This window comes from Corynebacterium sp. 74A, assembly GCF_008930665.1.
Classification (GTDB): Bacteria; Actinomycetota; Actinomycetes; order Mycobacteriales; family Mycobacteriaceae; genus Corynebacterium; species Corynebacterium megadyptis.
In genome coordinates, this window is the sequence record NZ_PQMG01000001.1 from 400,067 (window position 1) to 415,122 (window position 15,056).

The window sequence follows — 15,056 nt, forward strand, 5'->3', positions numbered from 1 at the left end:
AAGGGGCCGCTGCTGCGACACGGAGCGAGCAAAACAACTTCCATGAAACCTAAGAATGTGCAAAGATAGACGGAGAACTTTAAGCGTTTATTAAGAAGGAGAAAAGACTGTGTCTGGCGCTTCCCACCACATCGAGCCGGAAGTCTATAACGGCGTAAGCACCCTCGACGAGCCCTCGGCGAAGTGGGGCTGGCACGATCTCGGTTTGATCCCCACCCAGATTGCTGGCTGGGTCTCCGTGTTCTTCCTCCTCGGCTACAACTTCGGTAACCACAAGGGCCACGTGGAGACCATCTGGCTGCTCGTACTCGCCACGCTGGTGGCTATCGCGCTGCTCCTTCAGCTCTTCGCCCCCAAGCTCAACCAAGTGCGCACCGTGACCGCCCACAACAAGCCGGAGGGCCACCAGGAGCCGGTGTGGACCTACCAGCAGCACGCCATGACGGGCAAGTACGCCGAGCTGAGCGACTCCGAGCTGCGTGCGCTCAACATCGATCCCACGACCGTCCCGAACCGCACTGCTGTGGAGAAGTAAGCACAGCGCTGTTCAGATTGCTGGTCTAAGGACTCCCTCCTTCACACAGCACACATAATCCCCCAGGCACCCAGCAGGTGCATGGGGGATTATTGCATTGCGAGCCCGTGAGCTGGCTGACGCGTGAGCTAGCTGGCCCGTTCCTCCGCCGCGAGCTGACCGCAGGCGGCGGCAATGTCTTGGCCGCGGGTATCGCGCACCGTGCAGGGCACGCCTTGGGCGATTACGCGGCGCACGAACTCGTCCTGGCGCTGTTTGGGTGCGGCATCCCACTTGGATCCTGGTGTGGGGTTCAAGGGGATGAGGTTCACATGTACGCGAGAGCCCAAGGCCTGGTGCAGCTTCTTGCCCAGCATGTCCGCACGGAAGTCTTGATCATTGATATCGCGGATCAAGGCGTATTCGATGGACACGCGGCGGCCGGTCGCGTCCGCATAGTAGCGGGCGGCGTCGAGCACTTCGGCCACGGACCAGCGATTATTCACCGGCACCAAGCTATCGCGCAGTTCATCATCTGGGGTGTGCAAACTCAGCGCGAGGGTGACGCTGAGATTTTCATCAGCCAATTTCCGGATCGCCGGCGCCAAGCCCACGGTGGAGACGGTGACATTGCGCATGGAGATACCGAAACCTTCCGGCGCCGGGCGGGTGATCTGCTTGACCGCGCTCAATACGCGCTTGTAATTGGCCAGCGGCTCGCCCATACCCATGAACACCACATTGGTCAGACGGCCACCCTCCTGCTGCATGGTGGCCGCCGCCCGACGCACCTGATCCACGATCTCACCAATGGAAAGATTGCGATCCAATCCGCCTTGGCCGGTGGCGCAGAAAGGGCACGCCATTCCGCATCCGGCTTGGGAAGAGATGCACAGGGTGGCGCGGTCTGGATAGCGCATGAGCACCGACTCCAGCAGCGTGCCATCATTAAGCCGCCACAGAGTTTTTTGGGTAGCGCCCGCATCGGCTTCGGTGACGCGTACCTTGGACATCAGCTCGGGAAAGAGTGCGTCCTTGACCTTCTGCCGAGCGGACTCGGGCAGGTCGGTCATCGTCAGCGGGTCGGCTTCGAGCCGCCCATAGTAGTGACGGGCAATCTGGTTGACACGGAACTTCGGCAACCCCAGCTCAGTAACAGCGGAGATGCGCTCCTCGGGATCGAGATCGGCGAAGTGCAGCGGCGGCATGCCGCGCTGCGGGGCTTTGAACTGGAGGCGAACGGGTTCAGACATAGTAGGCCCCATTGTTTCACGAGGAAGGAGGACCGAGGAAATCCACTATACTGACGGTGTTTAAGACCTCCTAGAGATTAATTCTCTCTTTCCCTGCACGATCTGTACACCCCGCACGAGGAGACATCCGTGACCACCCCCGCTGAGCCCAATCCCAGCTCCGAGCCGCACCCGCGTATTAATGACGACTCGATCCTCGGCTCCTCCCACCCCACCCGCGCCCACGACGCCGTAGCCGAGCGCGCCGAGAGCTCCGCTACCCCAGCCCGCCGCGAGGATAGCGCGCCGGAGCAGCAGAGCCAGGCGGAGACTTCCGCGACGGCGAAGAAGAAGCCAGCCAAGCTCAACCGCACTCTCGCCTCTTCTACGTGGGCGGCGCTGATTATCGGCGCCCTGCTGCTCATCCTCTTGCTGGTGTTCATCATGCAGAACCAGCAGCCAGTGGAGCTGCAGCTCTTCGCCTGGACCTTTGAGTTCCCCGCTGGCGTGGGCTTTTTGCTCGCCGCTATCGCCGGGGCACTCATTATGGCCATGGCCGGCATCGTGCGCATGTTTGAGCTGCGGCGCCAGGTAAAAAAGGCCCGCCAATAACTACCCGTCGCATTAGCTACCAGCGGGGTGCTCTCATGCTTAAGGGCACCCCGCTGTTTACCTCTCTCCTGCCCTGCAGCGGGCGGTAAAACGCTGGGTTTTAGGGACGCTTCTTGGTGGAACGGCGCACCATCAACGCCCCGAGCAGACCAATGACCAGACACAGCACGGCCGCATAGAGCGATACCTTGGTGGCCTCGGCGAAGACGCGCGCCAGAGGCGCAATCACCTCCTCGGGTGCGCCCTGCTGGCGCAGGCCGACCAGCGTTCCACCGGCGGAGCTGCGCATGGCCTCGGCTAGCTGCGCTTGGCTGCCGACGAAGTCTGCGGACTTCCATGCGAGGGCGGCAGAGAGGGTAGCACCGGCCATGGCGGCACCCAGGGCGGAGCCGATCTGGCGCACGGTGGACTGGGTCGCGGATGCTTGGCCGGACTGGGCAATGGGGATATCGCCGAGCACCAGCGAGGTGAGCTGCGCCGAGGCGAGGCCGAGGCCAATGCCATAGACCACTAGGGCGAAGACCACGAGCCACAAGGGCTGCCCTACCCTTTCTTCAGCAGCGAGCTGCAGCGTGCCGAAAACCTCAAGCCCCAAGCCCACGAGCACGACACCCGGAGCGCCGATTCTGGCTGCCAGATGGCGGGCTGCGGCACCAGAGAGGAAGGCACCTATCGCCATCGCTGCCAGCACCAGCCCTGTAGCCAAGGCAGACAGTCCCGCCGAGGACACAAGGTAGAGCGGCAGCACGAAGACGAGCGCGAACTCGCCTACCGCCACCAGCAAGGCGGTGAGGTTGCCCCACGTGAAGGTGGGATAGCGGAACATGCCGAGATCCAGCAAGACCGACTGCTGGGTGCGAGCACGGCGCAACTCGGTGGCGACGAAGCCGCTCAAGGACATCGCGGCAATCACCAGTGCGATGCCAGCGGCAGAGGGCCAGTGCTGCGGCCACTGTGCGGAGCCGAGGTGAAAGTCCGCGATTGCTGTCCACCAGCCCAGTTTGGGGCCTTCAATGATGCCGAATACGAGCGTGCCGAAGCCGATCGCGGAGAGGCTAAATCCGAGAACGTCTCTCTCGCCCGCAGGGTGCTGCGCACTGCCGATGGGCTCGGCGGAGGTATCGGGCACCCACGCGAATGCTGCGCCGACGAGGCCGAGGGCCAGAGGAACGTTGACCCAAAAGATCCATTCCCAGCCGGCGCATTCGGTGATGACACCGCCGAGCAGCGGGCCGAGGGCGGCGGCGCCACTCATCACCGCGCCCCACACGCCGAAGGCTGCCGCGCGATCCTTGCCGCGAAACATGGCGTTAGTGGTGGATAGCGTCGATGGCAGAATGCAGGCTCCACCCACGCCTTGCACCACGCGGGCCACAATCAGTGTGGACACGGAGCTGGAGAGTGCGGCCAGGATCGAGCCGCTAGCGAAGATACACAGCCCAGCGAGGAAAAACTTACGCCGGCCGTAGCGGTCCCCCATGCGTCCGGCGGCGAGCAGCAGGGCGGCGAATACCACCGAGTAGACGCTGCTGACCCACTGGGCTTCCGAAAGATCAAGGTTAAGTTCGCGAATAATCGTGGGCATGGATACACCCACGATGGTGCCATCGAGCACGATCAGCGCCAGCCCCACCGCGAGGATGATGAGTGCGCGCCACTTATGCGGGGTGGCGGCGTCCTCCTTCGCGGACGCTGCCTCATCTATAGAGTTATGTGCCATCATGATGTTTCAGCATAGTCGCCACTGCTACACCGCTTTATCTTCACTTGTATCGATGGCCATCACACACACGTGCAGCGGCCCCGCAGCGGTGGTGTGTGCGCTCCGGTATTAGACCACTGCGGCTTCCACCGTGATGGTGGAGAGCACCAGCCATGTCACCATGGCTGCAGGCAACATGCCGTCGAGGCGGTCCATGAGTCCCCCATGGCCGGGCAAGAGCGCAGACATGTCTTTGATGCCGAGTTCGCGTTTGAATTGGGATTCGACGAGATCACCAAGAGTCGCGCAGATAACGAGGCCGAGGCCGAGAAGAATGCCCGCCCAGATTGAGCCGGCGAGCAGCAGGGTGACACAGAGTGCACCGGTGATCGTGCCGAGGACGATCGAGCCGGCGAAGCCTTCCCAGGACTTCTTGGGGCTGACCGCCGGCGCCATGGGATGCGAGCCGAAGAATACGCCGGCGGCGAAACCACCGACATCGGAGGCGACCACGCACAGCATGAAGGTGACCACGTACCACTTGGGGTCCGCGGGCCCATCGTTGAGTCTGGAGATGAGCGCGGCGAAGGTGCCGAACATGGGGATCCAGGTGAGCACGAAAATACCCATGCTCATATCGCGGAGATAGTTCTGGGGGGCGGTGCTGCGGCCGCGGTGAAAGAGCCGGCCAAACATCAGCGCGAGGACCGTGGTGACATAGGCGGCGGCCATCCCGTCTACCCCGAAGGGCCAGGACAGCCAGACCATGCCTTGGCCGCCGATGATCAGCACCCAGTGCGGGACCACATAGCCGTGCTCGCGGAGGCGGTGCACCACCTCCCAGGTGCCGCCGGCGACGGCGAGCGCCACGAGCGGATACCAGCCATAGGGGATGAGGACGATGCAGGCGAGCACGAGAGCACCGAGGCCCACTCCCACACCGATGGCGGTTTTGAGGTCACGGCCCGCCTTGTTTTTCGGCTTCGGCAGGTGCTCCCCGCTGAGACCAAGGGGATTTTTGATCAGCTCGCCCCGGTTCTTCTCTTCCACTGCCCCTCCAAAGTGTGCAGTTAACGCGCTGAGCGCCACGCACTACCCGCCGGTAGGGCCGCAACGCTCAACAGGAGGACACACCGGCGCTGCACTGGCCTCGTACCGTGGCGGCGACTCGGCGATAAAGCGATTCGGGGTGCCCTCAGGATTGTCCTGCGAGGTGAAGGCCTAAACCTCCATCAGCTCGCTTTCCTTGCGCTCGACGTGCTCGTCCACCTTGGCCACGTGCTTCTGGGTGATCTTATCCAGCTGCTGCTCCGCGGATTTCACTTCATCCTCACCGGCGTCGCCATCTTTTTGAATCTTCTTCAGGTGCTGATTGCCATCGCGGCGGATATTGCGGATGGCAATCTTGGCGTCCTCTCCCTTGGATTTAGCCAATTTCACCATGTCGCGGCGGCGCTCCTCGGTCAGCTGCGGAATGGTCACGCGCAGCACCTGGCCGTCGTTGGTGGGGTTTACGCCCAGGTCGGAGTTGCGGATGGCGTTTTCGATCTCGCTCATCAGGCTCTGCTCATAGGGCTTGATCAGCAGCATGCGCGGCTCCGGAACGGAAATGGTAGCCATTTGGGTAATGGGGGTCATCGCCCCGTAATATTCGGCCATCACGCCGTTGAACATTGCGGGGTTCGCGCGACCGGTGCGGATAGTGGTGAGGTCCTCGCGGACAAACTCCACGGACTGCTCCATACGGCCTTCGGCGTCGAAGAGGATCTCCTCGATCATCTCACTCATGGTGTAGTTCTCACTTCTCTATATGTGGGTGCGCGGACGAGCGCGCGGTGGGCGTTCACTCAAGTGAGCAACAGACCGGCCCCGACGCCGCGGCACCTGAGACGGTCTGCTTCTCACAGGTTCATCGTCCCAATCTATCAGGATTGGACGAGAGTTCCGATGGACTCGCCCTTGATGGCGCGGGCGATATTGCCCTCCTGCAGCAGATTGAACACGAGAATCGGCATGTTGTTGTCCATACACAGGCTAAACGCGGTGGCATCGGCCACCTTCAGGCCGCGCTCGATCACTTCGCGCGGGGTGATCTGAGTAAAGAGTTCGGCGTCGGGGTTGGTGCGGGGATCATCCGAGTACACTCCGTCCACGGCCTTGGCCATGAGCAGTACCTCGCAGTCGATCTCCAGGGCTCGCTGCGCGGCGGTGGTATCGGTGGAGAAGTACGGCAGCCCCATGCCGGCGCCGAAGATCACCACACGGCCCTTGTCTAGGTGGCGCTTGGCGCGCAGCGGCAGGTAGGGCTCGGCCACCTGCGCCATGTTGATGGAGGTTTGCACACGGCAGTCGATGCCGGCGCGCTCCAGGAAGTCCTGGAGGGCGAGGCAGTTCATCACGGTGCCGAGCATGCCCATATAGTCCGAGCGGTTACGGTCCAGACCGCGCTGTTGCAGCTGGGCGCCACGGAAGAAGTTGCCGCCGCCAATGACCACGGCAACCTCCGCCCCCTCGCGGGCGACACTCGCGATCTGCTGCGCCACGTTTTCCACCACATCGGGATCGATGCCCACAGTGCCACCGCCGAACATCTCACCCCCGAGCTTCAGCATGACGCGCTTATATCCCTCACGAGTGGCACCCTCGGCCATAGTTGTCACCTTTCGTCGACGCGGTTGGTTCGTTTGCGTATTCTACCCGCCGCCCCGATGACGTGCTCCACGCACTCGGCTTATCGACGCCACCCTCGCTCTTCCTGCTCTAAGGACAAGAAAAAACCTGCACCCCGTGGCTACGGGATGCAGGTCTACTCGGCGCTCAGCGCCTAGAGATTAAGAGGAGTGCTGGCCAACCTCGAGGCGACCGAAGCCGGTGAGCTTCACGCCTGCCTCGTCCATGACCTGCTTGACGGTCTTCTTGTTGTCAGAAACAGAAGCCTGGTCCTCCAGGACGACGTCCTTGTAGAAGCCGTTCATACGACCCTCCACGATCTTGGCGATAGCCTGCTCCGGCTTGCCCTCTTCGCGGGTGATCTTCTCCTGGGTAGCACGCTCGGACTCGACGATGTCGGCGGGGACCTCGTCGCGGTTGAGGTACTGCGCCTTCATGGCGGCAACCTGCATAGCGGCGGCGTGAGCGGCCTGCTCGGCAGCCTCGCCCTCGCCGGTATAAGCCACCAACACGCCCACTGCCGGCGGCAGGTCGGCTGCACGCTGGTGCTTGTAGACGGCGATGTTCTCGCCCTCGAGGGTGACAGCGCTGGAAAGCAGCAGCTTCTCACCGATCTTGGCGGAGAGCTCCTGGATAGCCTCGCCGGCGGTGGAGCCGTCCAGCGGTGCGTTGTTGAGCTCCTCAGCGGAGTTAGCCTTCACAGCGGCAGCGGCGTCAGCCACCTTGGCTGCGAATTCCTTGAACTCGGCGTTCTTGGCCACGAAGTCGGTCTCAGAGTTGACCTCGATCATCGTGGAACCGGAGACGGCAATCAGGCCCTCGGCGGCGGTGCGCTCGGCGCGCTTGCCCACGTCCTTAGCACCCTTAATACGCAGCAGCTCGACAGCCTTGTCGAAGTCGCCATCGGTCTCAGAAAGAGCCTTCTTGCAGTCCATCATTCCGGAGCCGGTGAGCTCGCGGAGCTTCTTAACGTCAGCGGCGCTGTAGTTCGCCATACGTGACGATCCTCCTTGGTTTTGTTGGATGTTTAGTTGTCCACAACACGTGCGTTGCGGTCCCGCAGTATTCACGGGCCATCGCCCACTAACCCTAGATGAGAGCATGCCGCTCTGCAGTGAAGTGGAGTGGGCGTCGATACGCACTGCGCATGATGTGGTGTTATTCAGGGCGAATAACACAGCCCCCACCGCACAACCAACGACAGTGAAGTTGTATCGCAGTGCGAGTGAGGGCTCTGTGTGAGTGTGAGCTCGGTGAAGTTACTTCTCTTCAGCCGATGCATCGGCAGCTGCCTCAGCAGCCTCGGATGCCTCAACCTTCGGTGCAACCTCTTCGCCGGCCTCAGCCTTGGGGGCAGCGTCCTTGTCCCCAGCGGCTTCCTTGGCTGCGGCGAGCTCGCGCTCTTCGCGTGCCTGCTTACCAGCGATCACGGCCTCGGCCACGATCTTGGTAAGAACGTTGATGGAGCGGATGGCGTCATCGTTACCCGGAACCGGGAACTGGACCTCATCGGGATCGCAGTTGGTGTCCAGGATGGCAACGACCGGGATGTTGAGCTTCTTCGCCTCAGCAACGGCGATGTGCTCCTTGTTGGTGTCTACAACCCACATGGCAGAAGGGATCTTCTTCATGTCGGCGATACCGGTGAGCACGCGCTCCAGCTTCTGACGCTCACGGGTGAGCATCAGGATCTCGCGCTTGCCGCGGCCCTTATAGCCGTCCTCAGCCTGGTCCATGGCCTGCAGTTCTTTCATGCGGTGCAGACGCTTGGACACGGTCTGGAAGTTGGTGAGCATACCGCCCAACCAGCGGTGGTTCACGTAGGGCATGCCAACGCGCTCGGCCTCGTTCTGCACAGCCTCCTGGGCCTGCTTCTTGGTACCGACGAACAGAATGCTGCCGCCGTGAGCCACAGTCTCCTTGACGAACTCGAAAGCCTCGTCAATGTAGGTCAGGGTCTGCTGCAGGTCGATGATGTAGATGCCGTTGCGCTCGGTGAAGATGAAGCGACGCATCTTCGGGTTCCAACGACGAGTCTGGTGACCAAAGTGCACACCAGCATCGAGAAGCTCGCGCATGGTTACAACTGCCATGGGAATGCTCCTTTTCTGGGAAAATCTAGATTCGGTTAGTGTCAATTGTGCAGGTTTTTATCCTGCACCCTAGCGGCCACTTTTCACCTCACTGCACCCCGCACCTGACGGCGTGGGGACCATGCAGCTATGGCGGCACCCTTTAAAGGCAAGGGCACACGCGACCGCGCGTAGTCAGTAGGCCCGTCGGTGCATACGCAGCCGATGGACACACTGCTGGCTAAACATTAGCCCACGATGTGCGTGGGAGCAATTCCGCCTTTCCTTGCCACAATCATGCGTGTGCACAGCTCAGCGGCGAAATCGTCACATGCGCACCACCATGCACAGATCGCGCCCATCCGAGACGCGACAGAAGGAATCTCTCGCCAGAATCCCCCACCCTCGTGAGCATGACTCGTTTTCTTGTTGTTCTGGCCGTAATCGCGCTGCACGTTGTCACCGCACCGGTGGCCGTGGCCTACGTGGATCCCACTACGGGCCTGGCCCACGCCTCGCACGTAATTCGGCCTTTTGCGAAGCCCGCCCAGAATTGGCTTTCGGGCCACCGCGGGGTGGATTTAGCTGCCGATATCGGCGCGGCAGTCCGCGCCGCCGAGGAGGGCGTGGTGGCTTTCGCTGGGGTGGTGGCCCGCACCCCGACTGTCTCGATCGATCATCCAGATGGAGTGCGCACCACCTATCAGCCCGTGCACTATACGGTACGGCGCGGTGATCGGGTGCGCGCTGGAGAGATTATCGGCAGACTCGCCGCCCCCACCACCCACTATCCGGGACTGCAGTGGGGTGCACGCCGCGATGGCGAGTACATCAATCCTTTAAGTCTTCTCTCCCGCCCCACGATCCGGCTCAAGCCCATTCGCGGGACGGCCACTACATTAGTCCGCCCGGGGATGGGCGTGGCGGAAGGCCTCGTGCAATCGCGCCGTGGAGACGTGGGTATAGATCTGCGTGGTCTGCAAGGAGGCGTGCCCCAACAGTTCCTGCACTTCTCTTAAGTCCGCTCCCCCATCGAGCATGTGGGTGGCGGCGCTGTGCCTAATCTCGTGCGGACTGAGCGGCGCCAGACCGGCCTCGAGGGTGAGCGCTTCGACGACGCGCCGCACTTGGCGCTGATCGATGCGCTTGCCGCGCACGCCCACAAAGAGCGCTGTCTCCTTAGGCTGGGTGAGCTGCGGGCGACCCCGCTCCAGCCACTCGCGGAGCGCGCGGCGCGCGGGCGCCCCAAAGGGCACCACCCGCTGTTTATTGCCCTTACCCGTCACCGTGGCCTTCCCCGCCGGGATATCCAGATTCTCCCTATCGAGCGCGCACAGCTCGGCCACACGCATACCGGAGGCATAAAGCAGCTCCAGCAGCGCCCTATCGCGCAGCTGCACCGGGGTGTCGGTGGGCAAGTCGCTCAATAGCTCCTCAGCTTGGGCAACACTGGCGACGGTGGGTAAATGACGCCCCGGTTTCGGGGTGTGGAGCTTATGGCCCACATCCGTCGAGATATAGCCAGCCTTGTAGGCCCAGGTAGAAAAGGAGCGCAGTGCGGCGGTGCGACGGGCCATGCTTGCCCGCGAGAGCCCTTGCTCGAGCGCCTCGGCCAGCCATAGGCGCATGGTGCTGAGACTAAAGTCCGACCACGTGCGTAGTCGAGAAAGATAGCCCACAAGATCGGAGCGATAGCCACGGACGGTGGCGGTGGATCGATCGCCGACATAGGAGAGGTGATCGCAGTAGTCGTCAAGAGCGACAGTGAATGCTGGAGCCATAGTATGAGAACACGCTAGCGGAGACGTCGCGACAGGAGTATTCGACGTCTCCGCTGAGCGCTGATGTTCACCCATAGTGCACAGCTTAGCTATTAGCGGGAGTCAGCCCGAACCCGCTAACTTCTAACTTAGGCTGCCCTTGTATCGTAAGTTAAGGCATACCTAATGCGCAACCCCTTGGGTAAAACTTTTTTATTTTATTTTTCCAGAAATCCTCTTTGCCCAGTTCACGCCGTCTCTATGGGCGAGTCCGCGGCGCTGCAGCTCCACCAGAAGATGCACTGTCAGCGCCACACTAAGCCCAGCACTCTCCGCCACCTGGGCTGCCGTGCGGCTCTGATCGCTACGGCAGGGCAGGCTGTCATAGACCCTGAGTTCATTGCGGCTGAGTTGCTGGATCGGGTCGCTGGGAAAGGCCAGTTCGCACTGCCCATCCACGTCGACCTCCCCGATCCTGCCCACCAGCCCCATGATGTCGGCCGCACTGACAACCAATTGCGCATCGCCGCGCTTGATTTTGTCGTGGCAACCAAGGGAGCCCGCCCCAGTGATGGGGCCGGGCACCGCCATGGCGACAGCGCCGAGCCCTTGCGCCCAAGCCAGCGTATTCAGCGCGCCGGAACGCCAGCCGGCTTCGACCACCACAGTGCCTGCGCTGAGCGCTGCCACGAGCCGATTCCGGGTGAGGAAGCGATGCCGCGCCGGCGGGGTCAGCGGCGGGTATTCACTCACCCAGCAACCGCCGGAGCGCACGATGCGCTCGATAAGGGCCGTGTTTTTCGCCGGATAGCAGCGTCCCGCCCCGTGGGCGCCGACGGCGACGGTGCATCCCCCAGCGTCGAGGGCCGCGGTATGAGCGGCAGTGTCTACCCCCAGCGCGGCGCCGGAGATGATGGTCCAGTGCTGCTCGGCTAACTGGCGGCTGATCTCTCCGCTCGCGCGCTGCCCATAGGAGCTCATAGCGCGGGTACCGACGATCGCCACCGAGCGCGCCACCGCCGCAGAGAGATCACCGCCGCGCACCCATAGGCCATGGGGTGCAACAGCATCGGCCGCATAGCTTCGCAGATGCTCCGAGGTGCCGGAGGCGGCGAAGCCGAATGCGCGATCGAGTTGTTCCCGGGGCCACTCCGGATCATCGGGGCAGATAAAGCGGGTCTGCAGCTGCTTAGCCTGCCGCAGTAGTTCGTGTTCTTCGCAGAAGTGCGCGCGCCGTTCGGCACTGCGGGAGAGGACGCCCACCCACTGCTCCCCGTGGCGAATGCCGGCCGCTATTTTTTCAGGGCTGTGCCCTGCTGTTAGCAACGCGTGCAGGGCCCGGGAGGGGCCTTCGAGAACGTAGTTGAGATACACCCAGGCGTGGAAACGTTCGGAGTTTTTCATCGCTGTAGTTTTCCTTCCTCGGTGCGCAGTTCTAGAGCACGGGCCATGTGGTCGAGGGTGGGCCGCGCGGCGGCGCCGGCACCAGTGTCGTCGAGGTCTCTGAGCGTCCACGCCAACCGCAGGGCCTTATCCACCCCGCGTTGGGAGATCTCCCCCGCACTCAAAAAGGCCCCCACATAGGCCATGGCTTCCTCGTCCGCGGCATAGTGTCGTCGCAGCAGCGGCGCGGGAATCACAGCATTCGTGCATCCGTGAGGGTTCACCGGGGCCCAGCGCCGGGCCGCGATCTCCCGCGCTACGGCGACGCGCTGGCGCACGGTATCGGAGGTTTCGGAATTGTGATCGCTAAGCACCCCGCCTACCCGGTGGGTGCGGGCGATGACGTCGATGCGATCGCGGATGGGGCCGGAAATATTGTTCAGATACCGGGCGCGGGCCGCACCACTGCAGGTACACGCGGAATCGCTATCCGCCCCGCAGGCGCAGGGATTAGCGGCAAGGACTAGCTGGAATCTGGCGGGCAGGGTGACGACCTTGTCGCTGCGGTTGAGCACCACGGCGCCGTTTTCCAGCGGCACGCGGAGGCTATCCAGCACGGATGCGGCGATCGCATTGGCCTCATCGAGAAAAAGCACGCCATTATGGCTTAAGGAGATGGCACCGAGTTTCACCTTCCCGGAGCCGCCGCCGATCAATCCAGCGCTGCTGACGCTATGGTGCGGGGCGATCAGCGGCGGACGGGTGATGATGTCCTCGCAGCCGTGGGTGGAGACAGAATGCGCGGCCGTGGTTTCAATCTGTTGGTGGCGGCTCAGCGGCGGCAGGATGGAGGGCAGCGCTGCGGCCAGCATGGATTTTCCGGAGCCGGCCGGCCCCACGAGAAAGAGGTGGTGTCCCCCAGCAGCGGCCACCTCGACGGCGTGCTTCGCTTCCTTCTGGCCGGCAATATCCGCAAGATCGACCGTGGAGCGGCTCGACTGTGCGGTGTGCTCGGTGGGGCTTATCCGCTGTAGCCCACCGCTACCGTTGATCCAGTCATAGACCTCGCGGAGGGTATCGGCCACCAGTACCGAGGGAGTATCGATGAGTTCGGCCTCCCGCGCGTGGGCACGGGGAATCACCACCGTTTTCACCCCTACCTCGGCGGCTGCGCGCAGCATGGGAAGGATGCCGCAGCAGGGTTTGAGCTGGCCATCGAGTCCGAGCTCGCCGAGGAACATGGTGTGTTCCAGTGGCGTGGCAGTGCGCGCCCCCAATATCGCCATGGCGAGGGCTAGATCGCATTGGGCGCCGGACTTGCGCACATTCGCCGGCGAGAGATTAACGATGATCCGTGTCTTGGGCCATGGCAGATCGCTATTTTTCACGGCGGTGCGGATGCGGTCGCGGGCCTCGTTAATGGCCGTATCGCCCAGCCCCACTATGTCTGTGCGCGGCAGGCCGGGGCCAATGTGGGCTTCCACCGTCACGCTAAATGCCGTGACGCCATCGAAGGCGGCGGAGATCGTCTTAGCGAGCGCCATGGTCCACCCCACTGAACAATTCCACGCCCGCGGGGCTGATGAGCACGACATCGAAGCGAATCGGGGTATAGGGCTTGCGTTCGAGCCAGCGCAGCGCCGCGCGCTGCATGCGGTGTAATTTGCGGGCCGTCACGGCCTCCGCCCCACCGTAGTGGGTGCCGGTGCGGGTTTTGACCTCCACAAACACAATGGTGCCGTCGAGATCTTCCACGATGAGATCGATCTCGCCGCATCGGTAGCGCACGTTGCGGGCCACCACGCGGGCGCCGGTGGATTCATACAGCCGTGCGGCATGCTCTTCTCCGGTACGGCCGATCCGCGCGTTGTGCGCGGAGGAGGCCGCGGCGGGCCGCGGCGGGCGCTGGTGTGGGGTCAGGGAGCCGTCGCTGGACGTAGCTAGTGTCATCGAATTCTGCCTTCAGGTGTCGATTCAGAGGTATAGGGACCATCGCCTCGCTGTGGCGGGGATGCGCCCCTAGTGTGATTCCCGATCGAGCATCCGGCAGGGAAAGAAGAAAGATAAGAAAAAATCTGTGGATAGCGGGGTGCGCTATCCACAGAGTGCAGTACTACTCGGTGCCGCCGAGGCTATGAGCACGGCGGCGGCTCAGCTGTTAATCGATCATCATCATCTCTGGCTTATCCAGCTCTTCGATGTTGACGTCCTTGAAGGTGATGACGCGCACGAAGCGCACGAAGCGAGCGGAGCGGTACATATCCCACACCCACGCATCGGACATGCGCACCTCGTAGTAAACCTCGGCGCCTTCGGTGTGCGGGATGAGCTCCACGGCATTGGCGAGGTAGAAGCGACGCTCGGTTTCCACCACATAGGAGAACTGGCTCACCACATCGCGGTATTCGCGGTAGAGGCTCAGCTCTACTTCTGCTTCGTAGTTTTCCAGCTCTTCGGCGCTCATCGCGTTTCCTTCCACGTGCTACAAGCTTCCTGAATGTTTCTGTAACTATAGCGATGAACTGGGCTGGGTCCTTTGAGGCGCACCGCGTCCATGTGGAGTTTCGTGCCATAGCCCTTATGCCCGGCCAGTCCATAGCCGGGATAGCGCTCATCGAGCTCGAGCATGAGGGCGTCTCGTTCATGCTTGGCCAAGACGCTGGCCGCCGCAATGCAGCGCGCCGCGGCGTCGCCGCTGATCACGCGCAGGCTGGGCCGGGCGAGCCCGGGCACGCGGTAGCCGTCGATAAGCACAAATCCAGGGGCGATATCGAGGGCATAGATGGCGCGCCGCATTCCGGAAATATTGGCATGTTGCAAGCCGCGGGCATCGATATCGGCGGCGGAAATGTGGATCACTGACCACGCCAGGGCGTGGTGTTTAATCAGCGGCGCCAGCCGAGCGCGGGCGGCTGGGGTGAGTTTCTTGGAATCGGTGACCTCCGCTAAGGGGCGCAGAGGCCGATCGGGGAGCACGCAGGCAGCGATGGTGATCGGGCCGGCGCAGGCTCCCCTCCCCGCTTCGTCAACGCCTGCGACTGGACCAAGGCCGGCTGCAGTGAGCTCTGCCTCGTAGGTGCGCAGGTATTTCTTTTTCCGCACGCTGCTGTG

General features: G+C 62.7%; 15 protein-coding genes and 1 pseudogene. 3 read left to right on the forward strand and 13 right to left on the reverse strand.

What is annotated here, in order from left to right; translation table 11 throughout:
- The first annotated feature begins 109 nt into the window (after positions 1-109).
- On the forward strand, positions 110-535 hold the full coding sequence (locus tag GBB11_RS01750) for a DUF2631 domain-containing protein (RefSeq protein WP_151548790.1): 426 nt from the start codon (positions 110-112) through the stop codon (positions 533-535).
- Between the two features lie 128 nt (positions 536-663).
- On the opposite strand, the gene rlmN is transcribed toward GBB11_RS01750, so the two are convergent.
- Complete coding sequence (rlmN, locus tag GBB11_RS01755; protein WP_151528534.1) at positions 664-1,767, reverse strand: 23S rRNA (adenine(2503)-C(2))-methyltransferase RlmN; 1,104 nt, start codon at positions 1,765-1,767, stop codon at positions 664-666.
- A 129-nt stretch (positions 1,768-1,896) separates the two neighbouring features.
- Between rlmN and GBB11_RS10790 the strand changes: the two genes are divergently transcribed.
- A complete protein-coding gene (locus GBB11_RS10790; protein ID WP_225979089.1) occupies positions 1,897-2,358 on the forward strand; it encodes a lipopolysaccharide assembly LapA domain-containing protein in 462 nt (153 codons plus the stop codon).
- A 100-nt stretch (positions 2,359-2,458) separates the two neighbouring features.
- Here the strand turns inward: GBB11_RS10790 and GBB11_RS01765 are convergent, their stop codons facing one another.
- The 6 genes from GBB11_RS01765 to rpsB all read right to left on the reverse strand — a co-directional run bounded on the left by GBB11_RS01765 (position 2,459) and on the right by rpsB (position 8,823).
- Positions 2,459-4,081 (reverse strand): MFS transporter, encoded by a 1,623-nt coding sequence (locus GBB11_RS01765; RefSeq protein ID WP_369408535.1) that lies wholly within the window; start codon positions 4,079-4,081, stop codon positions 2,459-2,461.
- 108 nt (positions 4,082-4,189) lie between these two features.
- Positions 4,190-5,110, reverse strand: coding sequence for a phosphatidate cytidylyltransferase (locus tag GBB11_RS01770; RefSeq protein ID WP_151548791.1), 921 nt, complete (start codon positions 5,108-5,110; stop codon positions 4,190-4,192).
- A 171-nt stretch (positions 5,111-5,281) separates the two neighbouring features.
- Positions 5,282-5,839, reverse strand: coding sequence for a ribosome recycling factor (gene frr / locus GBB11_RS01775; protein WP_151549008.1), 558 nt, complete (start codon positions 5,837-5,839; stop codon positions 5,282-5,284).
- A gap of 146 nt (positions 5,840-5,985) precedes the next feature.
- Positions 5,986-6,711 carry a UMP kinase gene (gene pyrH / locus GBB11_RS01780; RefSeq protein WP_192796087.1) on the reverse strand — a complete coding sequence of 242 codons (726 nt, stop codon included), beginning with the start codon at positions 6,709-6,711 and terminating at the stop codon, positions 5,986-5,988.
- 180 nt (positions 6,712-6,891) lie between these two features.
- Positions 6,892-7,725 (reverse strand): translation elongation factor Ts, encoded by an 834-nt coding sequence (gene tsf, locus GBB11_RS01785; protein WP_151548792.1) that lies wholly within the window; start codon positions 7,723-7,725, stop codon positions 6,892-6,894.
- A 264-nt stretch (positions 7,726-7,989) separates the two neighbouring features.
- Positions 7,990-8,823, reverse strand: a complete 834-nt coding sequence (rpsB, locus tag GBB11_RS01790; RefSeq protein WP_151528530.1) for a 30S ribosomal protein S2 — start codon at positions 8,821-8,823, stop codon at positions 7,990-7,992.
- Positions 8,824-9,215: 392 nt separating this feature from the next.
- Between rpsB and GBB11_RS01795 the strand changes: the two are divergent.
- Positions 9,216-9,683: pseudogene (locus GBB11_RS01795) on the forward strand (M23 family metallopeptidase); the annotation flags it as partial.
- A gap of 18 nt (positions 9,684-9,701) precedes the next feature.
- Here the strand turns inward: GBB11_RS01795 and GBB11_RS01800 are convergent.
- The 6 genes from GBB11_RS01800 to GBB11_RS01825 all read right to left on the reverse strand — a co-directional run bounded on the left by GBB11_RS01800 (position 9,702) and on the right by GBB11_RS01825 (position 15,047).
- Positions 9,702-10,583 (reverse strand): tyrosine recombinase XerC, encoded by an 882-nt coding sequence (locus GBB11_RS01800; RefSeq protein ID WP_151548794.1) that lies wholly within the window; start codon positions 10,581-10,583, stop codon positions 9,702-9,704.
- A 192-nt stretch (positions 10,584-10,775) separates the two neighbouring features.
- On the reverse strand, positions 10,776-11,966 hold the full coding sequence (gene dprA, locus GBB11_RS01805) for a DNA-processing protein DprA (protein ID WP_151548795.1): 1,191 nt from the start codon (positions 11,964-11,966) through the stop codon (positions 10,776-10,778).
- Complete coding sequence (locus GBB11_RS01810; RefSeq protein WP_151548796.1) at positions 11,963-13,489, reverse strand: YifB family Mg chelatase-like AAA ATPase; 1,527 nt, start codon at positions 13,487-13,489, stop codon at positions 11,963-11,965. Before GBB11_RS01810 ends, dprA begins: the two co-directional genes overlap by 4 nt.
- Positions 13,476-13,895 (reverse strand): YraN family protein, encoded by a 420-nt coding sequence (locus GBB11_RS01815; protein WP_151548797.1) that lies wholly within the window; start codon positions 13,893-13,895, stop codon positions 13,476-13,478. The genes GBB11_RS01810 and GBB11_RS01815 overlap by 14 nt, the downstream gene beginning before the upstream one ends.
- Positions 13,896-14,103: 208 nt before the next feature.
- On the reverse strand, positions 14,104-14,409 hold the full coding sequence (locus tag GBB11_RS01820; protein WP_151528524.1) for a DUF2469 domain-containing protein: 306 nt from the start codon (positions 14,407-14,409) through the stop codon (positions 14,104-14,106).
- A complete protein-coding gene (locus GBB11_RS01825) occupies positions 14,406-15,047 on the reverse strand; it encodes a ribonuclease HII (protein WP_151548798.1) in 642 nt (213 codons plus the stop codon). The genes GBB11_RS01820 and GBB11_RS01825 overlap by 4 nt, the downstream gene beginning before the upstream one ends.
- Positions 15,048-15,056: the final 9 nt, after the last annotated feature.

Coding starts and splice junctions, on each gene's coding strand:
- pyrH (WP_192796087.1), bottom strand. CDS start 6,711: ATGGCCGAGGGTGCCACTCGTGAGGGATATAAGCGCGTCATGCTGAAG.
- GBB11_RS01800 (WP_151548794.1), bottom strand. CDS start 10,583: ATGGCTCCAGCATTCACTGTCGCTCTTGACGACTACTGCGATCACCTC.
- dprA (WP_151548795.1), bottom strand. CDS start 11,966: ATGAAAAACTCCGAACGTTTCCACGCCTGGGTGTATCTCAACTACGTT.
- frr (WP_151549008.1), bottom strand. CDS start 5,839: ATGATCGAGGAGATCCTCTTCGACGCCGAAGGCCGTATGGAGCAGTCC.
- GBB11_RS01810 (WP_151548796.1), bottom strand. CDS start 13,489: ATGGCGCTCGCTAAGACGATCTCCGCCGCCTTCGATGGCGTCACGGCA.
- rlmN (WP_151528534.1), bottom strand. CDS start 1,767: ATGTCTGAACCCGTTCGCCTCCAGTTCAAAGCCCCGCAGCGCGGCATG.
- GBB11_RS01765 (WP_369408535.1), bottom strand. CDS start 4,081: ATGATGGCACATAACTCTATAGATGAGGCAGCGTCCGCGAAGGAGGAC.
- GBB11_RS01820 (WP_151528524.1), bottom strand. CDS start 14,409: ATGAGCGCCGAAGAGCTGGAAAACTACGAAGCAGAAGTAGAGCTGAGC.
- tsf (WP_151548792.1), bottom strand. CDS start 7,725: ATGGCGAACTACAGCGCCGCTGACGTTAAGAAGCTCCGCGAGCTCACC.
- GBB11_RS01815 (WP_151548797.1), bottom strand. CDS start 13,895: ATGACACTAGCTACGTCCAGCGACGGCTCCCTGACCCCACACCAGCGC.
- rpsB (WP_151528530.1), bottom strand. CDS start 8,823: ATGGCAGTTGTAACCATGCGCGAGCTTCTCGATGCTGGTGTGCACTTT.